The sequence below is a fragment of the Prauserella endophytica genome, from assembly GCF_005146945.1.
Classification (GTDB): Bacteria; Actinomycetota; Actinomycetes; order Mycobacteriales; family Pseudonocardiaceae; genus Prauserella_A; species Prauserella_A endophytica.
The window spans coordinates 154,168-166,133 of the sequence record NZ_SWMS01000016.1 but is presented as its reverse complement, the minus strand read 5'-3'; the positions used below and the strand labels follow the sequence as shown (position 1 = coordinate 166,133).

At 70.2% G+C, this 11,966-nt stretch carries 9 protein-coding genes and 1 pseudogene; 2 read left to right on the top strand and 8 right to left on the bottom strand.

The features are described from left to right. Positions 1 to 69: 69 nt before the first annotated feature. From FCN18_RS26195 to FCN18_RS26160, 8 genes and pseudogenes are all read right to left on the bottom strand, one after another. Positions 70 to 1,458: pseudogene (locus tag FCN18_RS26195) on the bottom strand (HAMP domain-containing protein); the annotation flags it as partial. A 28-nt stretch (positions 1,459 to 1,486) separates the two neighbouring features. Further along, a complete protein-coding gene (locus FCN18_RS26190; protein WP_228714135.1) occupies positions 1,487 to 1,939 on the bottom strand; it encodes a response regulator in 453 nt (150 codons plus the stop codon). 126 nt (positions 1,940 to 2,065) lie between these two features. Continuing rightward, positions 2,066 to 2,914, bottom strand: coding sequence for an SAM-dependent methyltransferase (locus FCN18_RS26185; protein WP_113644131.1), 849 nt, complete (start codon positions 2,912 to 2,914; stop codon positions 2,066 to 2,068). A gap of 37 nt (positions 2,915 to 2,951) precedes the next feature. Beyond that, entirely contained in the window at positions 2,952 to 4,073 is a 1,122-nt protein-coding gene (locus FCN18_RS26180) for an HNH endonuclease signature motif containing protein (RefSeq protein ID WP_137096354.1), read from the bottom strand. A gap of 148 nt (positions 4,074 to 4,221) precedes the next feature. Further along, a complete protein-coding gene (locus FCN18_RS26175; RefSeq protein ID WP_137096353.1) occupies positions 4,222 to 5,553 on the bottom strand; it encodes a protein kinase domain-containing protein in 1,332 nt (443 codons plus the stop codon). Between the two features lie 9 nt (positions 5,554 to 5,562). Then, complete coding sequence (locus tag FCN18_RS26170; RefSeq protein ID WP_137096352.1) at positions 5,563 to 6,321, bottom strand: ParA family protein; 759 nt, start codon at positions 6,319 to 6,321, stop codon at positions 5,563 to 5,565. Further along, positions 6,318 to 7,880, bottom strand: a complete 1,563-nt coding sequence (locus FCN18_RS26165) for a CHAD domain-containing protein (RefSeq protein ID WP_158303182.1) — start codon at positions 7,878 to 7,880, stop codon at positions 6,318 to 6,320. Before FCN18_RS26165 ends, FCN18_RS26170 begins: the two co-directional genes overlap by 4 nt. A 234-nt stretch (positions 7,881 to 8,114) precedes the next feature. After that, on the bottom strand, positions 8,115 to 9,134 hold the full coding sequence (locus tag FCN18_RS26160) for a YihY/virulence factor BrkB family protein (RefSeq protein WP_137096350.1): 1,020 nt from the start codon (positions 9,132 to 9,134) through the stop codon (positions 8,115 to 8,117). Between the two features lie 115 nt (positions 9,135 to 9,249). On the opposite strand from FCN18_RS26160, the gene FCN18_RS26155 reads away from it, so the two are divergent. Further along, a complete protein-coding gene (locus FCN18_RS26155; RefSeq protein WP_137096349.1) occupies positions 9,250 to 11,058 on the top strand; it encodes a pentapeptide repeat-containing protein in 1,809 nt (602 codons plus the stop codon). 6 nt (positions 11,059 to 11,064) lie between these two features. After that, positions 11,065 to 11,898 (top strand): aldo/keto reductase, encoded by an 834-nt coding sequence (locus tag FCN18_RS26150; protein WP_112273110.1) that lies wholly within the window; start codon positions 11,065 to 11,067, stop codon positions 11,896 to 11,898. The last annotated feature ends 68 nt before the right edge of the window (positions 11,899 to 11,966 follow it).

Sequence of the window (11,966 nt, the reverse complement as noted above, 5' to 3'; positions counted from 1 at the left end):
AACCGCATACCACTCCACTAAGATAAGAAACACATCATCCGTGGCTTACACGGAAATCATGACAGTGCCGCCCGAGACGCCCTCCACCTCGGCCTGGCCGCCCAGCTGCCCCTCCTTGCCGACCTCACGGGCCACGCGGGTGACCTCGGCGGCGAAGGACGACAGCGTGTCGACCATGGTGTTGATGGTCGTCTTCAGCTCAAGGATCTCACCACGGGCGTCGACGTCGATCTTCTGCGAGAGGTCGCCTCGCGCCACCGCGGTGGTCACCTGGGCGATCGAGCGGACCTGGCCGGTCAGGTTGTTCGCCATCGAGTTGACGTTGTCGGTGAGGTCCTTCCACGTGCCGGCCACGTTCGCCACCCTGGCCTGGCCGCCGAGGATGCCCTCGGTGCCGACCTCGCGCGCCACGCGCGTCACCTCGTCGGCGAACGCGGAGAGCGTGTCGACCATCGTGTTGATGGTCTGTGCCAGCGCCGCGACCTCACCCTTGGCCTCGACCATGATCCTCTGGGAGAGGTCACCGCGCGCGACGGCGGTGGCGACCTGGGCGATGGAGCGGACCTGGTCGGTCAGGTTGTCGGCCATCACGTTCACCGACTCCGTCAGGCCCTTCCACGTACCCGACACACCCTTCACATCCGCCTGACCACCCAGCCGGCCCTCCGTACCGACCTCCCGCGCAACCCGCGTCACCTCATCCGCGAACGACGACAGCTGATCCACCATCGTGTTGATCGTGTTCTTCAACTCCAGAATCTCGCCCCGGGCATCCACCGTGATCTTCTGCGAAAGATCACCCCGCGCCACCGCGGTGGTCACCTCGGCGATGGAGCGGACCTGAGCGGTCAGGTTGCCCGCCATGAAGTTCACCGACGTCGTCAGATCCCGCCACGTCCCGGCCACGCCGTGCACCTGGGCCTGCCCGCCGAGAGCACCTTCGCTGCCGACCTCACGCGCAACCCGCGTCACCTCATCCGCGAACGACGACAGCTGATCCACCATCGTGTTGATCGTGTTCTTCAGCTCCAGCAGCTCACCCTTGACCTGCACGGTGATCTTCTGCGAGAGGTCACCGTTGGCGACGGCGGTGGCGACGCCGGCGATGTCACGCACCTGCGCGGTGAGGTTGCTGGCCATCGCGTTGACGGACTCGGTCAGGTCCTTCCACGTGCCGGAGACGCCCGGGATCGCCGCCTGGCCGCCGAGCTTGCCGTCCGTGCCGACCTCGCGGGCGACGCGCGTGACCTCCGAGGTGAACAGGGAGAGCTGGTCGACCATGCCGTTGAACACGGTCGAGATCTCGTCGAGCAGTACGTCGCCGACCTGCGGCAGCCGGGTGCTGAAGTCGCCGTCGCGCACAGCCTTGAGGCCGTCCAGCAGTTGCTGGAGCCGCTCGTTGTCGTGTGCCACCTTGTCCCTGGCCGGCTGGGCCTGTCCGGGCGATCGCTGAGCCATCTGCGCCTCTTCCTTCACACCAGTGCGGCTATCGGCCTCCCGGCCGCTCTGGCGAGTCGACGTCGAAGACCTGCTGCCCGGCGGCCACCCGTCGAATCGTGTCGAGGAGGTCCTCCAGCAGCCCGGCTTTCAGCAACAGCCCGGCGCCCCCCGCCTCGGCGACGCGGTCCGCGACCTGCCGGTCGGCGACACCGGTGAAAACCAGCACCCGGCTGTCCGGGGACCGGTCACGCAGGGTGGCGATCGCGTCGATCCCGTCGCCATCCGGCAGCCTGCGATCGAGCAGCACCACGTCGGGACGCTCGCGCTCGGTCGCGGCGACCGCCTGCTTGATGGACGCCACGTGGCCGACGAGCTCGATGTCGTCGACGGACTCGAAGGCCGAGCCCAGCGCCATGGCCACCATGGAGTGGTCCTCGACGAGGAGCAACCGCACGTGTGCGGCTTCCGGGGAGGGCGGTTCGGCGGGTGAGGAAGACACGCGCATCACCTCCCGGCTGCACTCGCGCGCGACCCGTGTTCCCGGAGAGACGCGTAGGTGTCGAAGTCTAAGCCGGGCGGGACGCGGTGGCGAGCCCTCTCCCGACGAGCCCAGTAGGCATCGGACTCAGGCCTTCTTGCCCAGAGCGGCGAACGCGCTGCTCGCGGCCGGGTTGTTCCGGTACTCCTCGGTCGCCGGCGAGGGCCGCTCGTCCGGCCGCCACTCCGGGATCCACACCACACCGGGCTCGACCAGCTCGAAGCCGTCGAAGAAGCGCGTGACCTCCGCCTTGCTGCGGACGAACAGCTGCGAGCTGGACCGCTCGTACTGCTTGCGGACCTCCTCGCGCTTCACCTCGCCCTCCTCCGGCACACCGTCCACCGTCATGTGGGAGGCCAGCAGGTACGAGCCGGAGGGCAGCAGGTCGCGATACCGCGCCACGATGCCGTGCGGGTCGTCGTCGGGCCCGAAGAAGTACAGCACCCCGGACATGATCAGTCCGATCGGCTGCGTCGGGTTGAGCACGCCCGTGTCCATCGCGCGCTCCCAGATGTCCTCGACCTTCCGCAGGTCGCCGTGCAGCACCGCATGCCGCGTCGGGTCGCCCTCGCGCTCCAGCAGAACGCGCGAGTGCGCGACCGCGACGGGCTCGTTGTCGACGTAGACACACCGGCTGTCCGCGTTCACCGAGTCGGCGATCTCGTGCACGTTGCCCACCGTCGGCACTCCAGAGCCCAGATCGAGGAACTGGGTGACGCCCTGCTTCGCGATGAACTGCACTCCCCGGCCGAGAAACTCCCGGCCCACTCTCGCCAACGTCCGCACCATCGGGAACGTTTCGACGGCCTTCGCCCCGAACTCACGGTCGATGGCCCAGTTGGTGGTACCCCCGAGATACCAGTCGTAGATCCGCGCGGGATTCGGGCGGTCGAGGTCGACACCCTCTGGCACGCGATCGGGATCGTTCTGCGACATGCGCTCTCCTAGTATGCGTCCGGCGCCCCCTCGACGATCACCCTATCGGGGCATGATCGAACACCGCACGCGGCGCGCTGCGATATCGCCGCCCGCCCGGCGTGGTGACGGTCAGCGTGCCGGTGTCGGTCGCGAGTTCGTAGTGCCAGCTGGGTTTGTCCTTCAAGCGATGATGTCGGCGGCAGTAGTTGACGAGCTGGCCGGTGTCGGTGTGGCCGTGGTGGCCCCAGGGTGTGTGGTGGTCGTTGTCGCCGAGCTGCGCGGGACGGTGACAGCCCGGGAACCGGCATTCCCGATCCCGCACCCGCACGTACCGGTCGGTGACCGCGGGCGGCCGGTAGCGTTGCCGCCCCACGTCGATCGGCCGTCCGTCGAGCGGGTCGATGACGATACGGCGCCAGGTGGAGCCGGGGTCATGGGCGATCTGCCGCGCCAGCCACGCGGGAATCGGCCCGTACCCGGCGAGTTCGGCAGGCTGGTCGTCGGCTCCGGCGAGCGTCTTGGCATCGAGATACACGAAGATCTCCGCCTTCGCCCCGCCCTCACCGGGCGTACCGAGAATCAGGTCGGCGAGCACGTCAGCGCGAAGCTGGTCGAGGGTACGGCTCTCGTCCCCGCCGCGAAGTCGCCGAGCTAGCCGATCCACCCGCCCATAAGCGGCCGAGGCCACCTCGGCGGGCAGATCGGCGACGAGCCTGGACATACTGTCGCACCCAGGCAACAGCTCGACCTTACGTTCCCGTCGCCGAGCCTCGGCCCGCGCAGCGGCACCATCAGGGTCGACGCGATGCACCAGACGCCCCACGGCCCGCCGCAACTGTCCGGGATTCTTGCCCTCGATCCGTTCAGCGACAAGGAGATCGACCTGCCGAGCCTTGTCGTCGGTGAGCCACGCCGTCGGCTCCGCGACGGCAGCGGCCTTCACGGAGTCGATCTCCCCACGTTTCATAGCGGCGAAGGTGAGCGGCAGCCGGCTGGTGATCGTGGTAGCCAGCTCGACCATTCTCCGTGCCTTGTGGACAGTGACGGCCAACGCGAGGGCGAGCTCCTCCGCAACGTCGTCACGACCTTCGGTCATGATGGCGATGGCTTGGTACTGCAAGGCTTCGAGTCTCGCCCGCTGCCGTTCAAGCTGAAGTATTCGTTCGATTTCCCCCATGCGCCCAGACTACCAGCTCGGGTAGGGCACTACCTGGAGCCGATCGGGTGAATCCGGCGGGCCTGCCACGTTCCGCGCAAGACTGTCGCTAGTGGACAGTCAACGTGAGCGGACCGTGGAGCGAAGGACGCCTTCGAAAAAGGAAACCCTAGTCAGGCAAGCAAACCAGCTCAGGCACAGCTCCCTCGCCCGCCTCAACCGCCCCGAGGAAGCCGAAGCTCACCGAATCACCCACGCGCACAACGGAATTCCAATCAGCACTGCGCACAGTCACCGTGGAACCCGCGCGGGACAACGAACCGTTCCACACCTCATCCACCGTGTGCCCCGCAGGAAGCTTCCAGCGAACGACCCAGCCCGTCAGCCGCTCCTCACCGTCGTTGCGCACGATCACCTCACCCTGATATCCACCTGGCCAAGAGTTGGTCACGGCGTACCGTGCGACACAACCAGAATCAGGACGTTCGGACGTCGAGCCGATCACCGGCGGCTGATCACCCTCCGCCGACGGCTCCCCCGGCGAACTGATCAACACCCCGATCAACACCCCGGCAATGAGCAAGGCCGCGGTGCCGATGCCGACCACGACGGTGCGCCTGCGCACTCGGGGCGCCGGCGACAACAGCGTCGGACGACGAGGCGGTGGCAGCTCAACGGGCCGGCCCTCCGACACCGCGGTGAGGGCCTCCCGCGCCCGCACCATTGTCGGCCGCTCACCGGCCTCCCCGGCCAGCAACCGCAGTAGCACATCGGTCAACGGCCCCGCCCGCCGGGGCGCCACGAGCTCACCACTCGCGACCCGCCGTAGCAACGCGATCGGGTTCTCGTCGTCACCGAACGGCGGCGCCCCTTCCACCGCCGCATAGAGGGTGGCCCCCAGGGAGAACACGTCCGAGGCGGGCGAAGCCTCACCGCCGGCGGCCACCTCGGGCGAAAGGTACGCAGGCGTGCCCGCGATGAGCCCGGCACCGGTCACCGTCGCCTCGCCCACCGCGCGCGAGATGCCGAAGTCGGCGATCTTGGCGGTGCCGTCGTCGGCCAGCAAGACATTGCCGGGCTTGACGTCCCGGTGCACGATGCCCTCCGCGTGCGCGGCGGCCAGCGCGGAGGCCACCTGCTCACCGATTCGCGCGACCTCGCCGGCCGGGAGCGGACCGCGCTCGGCGAGCACCGTCGCGAGGCTCTTCGACGGCAGGAACTCCATGATCAGGCACGGTTTTCCCGCATGCTCGACGACGTCGTGGACCATGATCGCGTGGGGATGCCGCAGCCTCGCCGCGACCCGGCCCTCGCGCGTGGCGCGGCGCATGGCCTGCTCAGCGGCCTGAGCGCTGTCGCCGGTGTCGAGCAGCAACTCCTTGACGGCAACCTCGCGGTCGAGGCGTTCGTCGCGGGCGTGCCAGACCACTCCCATGCCGCCACGGCCGATCCGCGACAGCAGCCGGTACCGCCCGGCGATCAACTCGCCCTCATCGGTCACCGCACCAGTTTAGGCTGGCAGCAGCTCCGCGATCTCGCTCCACAGCGACTCGAACGCACGGGCGGCCGGGCTGTTCGGCGCGTAGGCGGGCAACGGCGCACGCCGCACCGCCATCTGCTCGATCACCGACAGCGCGGGGATCGCCGTCGGGCTGACGCCCTCCCGCCGTCGAGGCAGGTCCGCGATGATCTCGCGGTGCAGCGCCTTGCGCCGGTCGGCCATCGAGAAGAATGCGTGCAGGCGGGGCCGGTCGCGGTCGAGCGTGTCGACGAACTCCGCGAGCTGGTCGAACGTGCGCAGGGCCAGGACCGTCGGGATGATCGGCACCAGCACGAGATCGGCCGCGCGCAAAACGTTCTCCGACACAAGCGACAAGCTCGGCGGCGTGTCGAGGAACACGACGTCGTAGTCGTCCGCCAGGTCACGCAGCAGGCGCGCCAGCGCACGGGCGGCCTTGCCGGCCTTGCGGTGCGATCGCGCGAGGTCGAGGTCCATGTTGCGGTAGGTGAAGTCGGCGGGCAGCAGGTCGAGACCGTGGAAGTCGGTGCCCTTCAGCGCGGCCTCGACCGGCCGCGCGCCGCCTACGAGCTTCGCGCTGCCACCCTTGACCTTCGGCTTGACGCGGAACAGGTACGTCGCCGCGCCCTGCGGGTCGAGGTCCCAGATGAGTGTGCGCCTGCCTCGTGCCGACGCGAGGTAGGCGAGGTTGACGGCCGCGGTCGTCTTGCCCACCCCGCCTTTCACGTTGTACGAGGCGACGACCTTCACGGCAGCAGCGCCTTGATGCGCTCGTGGGTGGCGGGGCCGAGGAAGCGTTCCAGCGCCTCCGTCAGGTCGTGCCGCGCGCGCAGTTGCATGTCGACGAAGCCCGCCGACAGCTCCCCCATCGCGAGCAGTGTCGCCGCGGGCGGGCGGCGGTTTCCTGCCTGCAGGCGCTCGGCGAAGCCCCGCAGCGATTCGCTCTGCACCTCGCCGTCCTGGAACGCCCCAAGGATGTCCTGCACCTTCTTGAGGTCCTTGATCACCGCGCGGTGGGCGGCCTCGTCGCACACCGGCTTGACCACCTCGAGGAGGTATCGCAGCTCCTTGCAGCGCTTGCGCAGGTCGTGCACCGACTCGGAGGGCGATTCCGGCGTGATCGACCTCGCGCGCCGGACGACCTTCTTCACCATGCGCCGAACTCGTTGCCCCGCAAGGGCTTCCGCCGAGAGCTCGGCTTCGGAGCGCTCCCGGTCGATGATCTCCGCGAGCGCCGCCTGCCAGCCCTCGATCAGCCGGGTGAACCGCTGTGAGCGCAGGGCCCGTGCGAGCGTTCGCCGCGCCTTCTCCCGTTCCGCTCGCAGGAGTTCGCCGAACGGCGCGAGGTCGTCCGGCTCTCCCGCGACGAGCATGGCCGTCAGCGCGTCGAACTCCAGCAGGTAGACGTCGAGATCGCGCGTGGGCGTGGTGATGTCGCCGAGCCACTTGAAGTCGGGCTCGTAGCGGGCGACGAGGCGGGGCGGCAGCACGTCACCCGCGAGCTTGAGCAGTGACCGCGTCCTGCGCACGGCGACGCGCAGGTCGTGCAGGAACTCGGTGTCGATGTCGTCGAGCACGCCGTTGACGTTCACCGCGATCACCCCGGCGAAGCCGTGCAACGCGGTGGCGATCGCGACGTCAGCGGGCATCTCGCGCGTGATCGCGGGTGCGGCCGCCTCCTCGGGCACGATGCCCGCGGCGGTCAGCAGGCCGTCGTAGAGGTCACCGTCGACGTCCGCGAACCCTTCGGCGGCGCGCAACGCCTTCCGCACGCGCTTGGCGTCGCGGCCGTAGCCGAGCACGGGCCACAGGGAGACTCGCACGAGCGGCGGTGTGGCGACGGGGTCGATGCCGGTCACCTCGGCCCAGTCGAGCCGCACAACGGTCTTGCCCTCGTCGTCGAGCACCGCGACCTCGCGAGTGACGGCGCGGCTGCGCAGAACGGGTCCGACCGCGCGCACCCACATGGCCGAGGCCATGCCGTCGCGTGCCTCGCCTTCGGGCAGTTGCTCGACGCGAGCAGGCCACTGCGGCAGTTCGGTCAGGCGCGTCGTTCCAGAGACGCCGTCGCCGTCGATCGTCAACGTGCCGGGGCCTGACGCCCGTTCGTGACTCGCCACGAGGCCCTTGCCGCGCAGCCGCCAGTCCACGGTGTCGAGGTAGGTCACCGTACGCACGCGCCGGGGACCCACTGACAGTTCGTACCTGCTCGCGGTCACGGGTTCGAGCGCCGCGAGGACGGCCTCGGCCTCACCGCGGGTCGGCTCTCCTCGCCAGTGCAACGACGGCGGGTGCGAATCTTTTGGCACAGCAGCAAATCCCGGGCTCGAGCGGACAGAATTCGGCCGATTATAGTTCACCTGCTGAAAACCCCGGGTTCGTCTGTCGTTCAGCATCACGTGTCCGGCCGGCGACGACGAAGGGAGCAAGGGAGCTTTACTACCGTTTTCCGGGAGTAAAGCTCCCTTGCTCCCTGCTCGTCCCCAAGCGATCCGGCGGTCAGCGCACGAATCGCGAGCCCGAACGCACGACTCGCGGGGGCATCAGGCTCCGTGCGGCCTCGGTCCGGTTGGCTGCGCCACCCGGCCCCGCCCCCTGGCCTCGCGGGCCTGGGTGTCGGCGCTGACGGCGTCCCGCTCACCGGCCGGCAGCGGGTCGCCGGTGGTGGTGTCGACGGCGGTCTGCCGCTCGGCCTCGGCGTTGATCTCCGCGCCGAGCAGCACGAGGTAACTGGTGAGATAGAGCCACAGCATCAGCACCACCACACCGGCCAGCGCGCCGTAGGTCTTGTTGTAGTTGCCGAAGAAGCTGATGTAGAGGCTGAAGCCGACGCTCGCGATGATCCACAGCACGGTCGCCAGCCCCGCGCCGGTGCTCACCCAGCGCCAGCGCGGCGCCGCCCGGTCCGGCGCGATGCGGTACAGCACGGCCAGCGAGACCGTGAACAGCCCGATGAGCAGGAGCCAGCGCACCACCTCACCACCGATGCGGCCGGCCAGGCCGAGGTCCAGCGCGCTGAACACGGCGGGCACCACGGCCACCAGCGCGAGCGTCAGCAGCGCAAAGGCGATCACGCCGAGCGTGAGCACGAGCGCGATCGCGCGCAGTTTGACGAAGCCGCGTGTCTCCTCCTCGCCGTAGGCCACGTTGACGGCGGTCATCAGGTTGCTCACGCCGCTCGACGCACTCCACAGCGCCGCGAGCAGCGCGATCACGAGCCCGATGGTGAGGGCTCCTCCGCCCGCGTTCGCCGCCGCGGTGAGCTGCTCACCGATCAGCTGCCCCGCCGAGCCCGGCAGCGCGTCGGTGATCCGCCGCGTCTGGTCCGCGATCTGCTGCGGGTCCGCCACGAGGCCGTAAAGGGTGAGCGCGGCGATCAGTGCGGGGAACAACGCGAGGAACCCGAAGAAGGCCACCCCCGCCGCGAGGACCGAGAGGTTGTCCTCTTTGCCCTCCTTCATGCCCCTGCGCAGTACCTGCCACCAGCCGCGCGCCGGGATCTCGCCGGGGCGGTGCGCCCGCTGGCCGTACTCGCCGCCCGCTTTGGTCCTCTTCGCACTCATGCCCCGGGGGTTTCCCCACCTTCCGCCGTTCATTCACGGTTACCCAGCGCGCTTGCGGCCCGTCGCACCGTGAGGTCCCCTTGAGGGAGGGAGTCACGAGCGGAGGGGGTGGCGCATGCCGTTCGAGCCGGGTACCGCGCCCGGTCCCCCGACGCGGTCGGAGGTGGCCGCCGCCGAGGTCCGCTGCCGCGTGCGCTCCGTCGGCGACGGCACGCCCGTCGTGGAGATCCGCGACGCCCACGTCACCGGCGCGCTCGACCTGCGGGCGTGCCGGCTCGCCCACCTGCTGCGGTTCACGCGCTGCCGGTTCGATGAGCCGCCGGACCTGCGCGACGCGGAGCTGCCCGGCCTTGCCTTCGAGCACTGTTCGCTGCCCGGGCTGCGTGCCCGCAACGCGCGCGTGCGCGGCGACATCCGCCTGCTCGGCTGCGAGGTCGCCGCGGATGACCTCGACGACGCGGCGGTGGACCTCGCCGACGCCTGGGTGGGCGGTTCGCTGGTGCTGACCGGCAGCCGCCTCCAGCACCCGGACGCCCAAGCCTTGCGTGCCGACCGGCTCGCGGTCACCGGCTCGGTCTCGGCACAGCGGCTGGACGTCATCGGAGAGGTAGGCCTCTGCGGGCTGCGCACCGGCGGCGACCTCGACGCCTCCGCCGCCCGCATCGGCGGCACGCTCTCGCTGACCGGCGCGCACGTGGGCGGTGACCTGCTCCTGCGCCACACCCGCCTGGGCAAGGGCAGGCCCGACGAGCCCATCGTCGAGGCGTGCAGGCTCCACGTCGGCGGCGACGTCGACGCGCCGCGGCTCGCCGTGCTCGGGCAGGCGCGCGCCACGGGCGCATGCGTCGCGGGCGAGGCCAGGCTGCCGGGCGCGATCCTCGTCGCCCCCGGTCACGACGTGCTGTCGGCCGCGCGCGGCAGGGTGTCCGGAGACCTCCAGCTCACCGGCGCGCGGATCGCGGGCACGGCGCTGCTGCCGGGATTCACGACGGGCGGCGACCTTGACCTCAGCGGCACGCTGCTCACCGATCCGCGGCACGCCCACTGGTCGGTGGACCTGCGCTCGGCCCGGGTCGGCGGCGATCTGCTCCTCACGGCCCTCGATGACCGGCCCTTCAGCGCGGACGGCGGCGTGACCATCGACGGCGCGGCCGTGACGAGGCGGGCCGATCTCACGGGTGCGGTGCTCGACGTCGGCACCGCGCCGTGGGTCGCCTTCGACGCGTGCGGCAGCACGGGCTCCGAGTTCGTCCTGTGGCCGGCCGAGATCCGCACCGGCACGGTCAACCTGCGCCGCGCGCGTTGCCGGCTGCTCAGCGCCGCGCCGACGCTGTGGCAGGCCACGGCGGGCATCGGCCTGGTCGACTTCCGGTACGACATGATCAGCGTGCCGGACACGCTGCGCGGCGACGAGGGCGCCGGCCTGCTGCGCCGCGCGATGGCGTTCCACCAGTCCGGCCCCTACGACCAGCTCGCGGCGGCACTGCGCACGAGCGGTGAGGAGAGCAGGGCGCGCACGGTGCTCGCCCGCAAACACCAGTACCGCTACGCCGCGCTGGCGGACGACCTGCTGTTGTTCGGCTTCGTGGTCCGGCTGTGGAGCTGGCTGCAGCGGGGGCTCGCCGGCTACGGCTACCGGCCTGGCCGTGCGGTCGCCGCACTGGTGTTGCTCCTCGCGGCGACCGCGATCGTCGTCGCGGGGGCCGGGAGGGAGCCGGGTGGTCCCGGGCTCGGCGACTGGCCCGGCCTGCTCCTCGCCAGCGCGGCGGTGCTGCTGTCCGCAGCGGTGGCCACGGGGATCGTGCACCGGCTCGCCGACCGGCGCCGGGCGCAGGCGGCGCAACGCGCGTCACCCAGACCCGTGCTGACCCCGCGGGCAGGCTCCGGGACACTCGAAGGCGAGCGTGTGATCGAAAGGAGCTGACGAGCGATGACCGACGTCCCCGCAGTGACCCTCAACAACGGTGTCCGGATGCCACAGGTCGGCTTCGGCGTCTTCCAGGTGCCCGTCGACGAGACGGCGGCGGCCGTGACCTCCGCTCTGGAGGCCGGGTACCGCAGCATCGACACCGCGGCTGCCTACCGCAACGAGGCGGGCGTCGGGAAGGCGGTGGCCCAGTCGGGTGTCTCCCGCGAGGAGCTGTTCATCACCACGAAGCTGTGGAACAGCGACCAGGGCTACGACGAGACGCTGCGCGCGTTCGACAACAGCCTGCGCGAGCTCGGCACGGACTACGTCGACCTGTACCTGATCCACTGGCCGGTGCCGGAGTTCGACCGCTACGTCGACACGTGGCGCGCGTTCGAGAGGATTTACGCCGAGGGCAGGGCCAAGGCCATCGGCGTGTCGAACTTCCAGCCGCACCACCTCGAGCGGCTCGCCCGCGAGTCCGACGTGGTGCCCTCGGTGAACCAGATCGAGCTGCACCCATACCTGCGGCAGCGTGAGGCGAGCGCCTACGACGCCGAGCACGGGATCGTCACCGAGGCGTGGAGCCCGCTTGCCAAGGGCGGCGACCTGCTCACCGACCCGGCGGTGACGGCGCTGGCCGAGAAGCACGGCCGCACGCCCGCGCAGGTCGTGCTGCGCTGGCACCTCCAGCTCGGCAACGTGATCATCCCGAAATCGGTGACGCCGTCACGCATGCGCGAGAACCTCGACCTGTTCGGCTTCTCGCTCGACGACGGCGACGTCGCCGCGCTGGACAGGCTCGACCGCGGCGAGCGCACCGGCCCCGACCCGGACACCTTCAACGCGCGGTAGCCGGCTGCAGTGAAGGCCACCATCACTGCGTTGAACGCAGGCAGGGTGGCCTTCACTGCAGAAGGGGT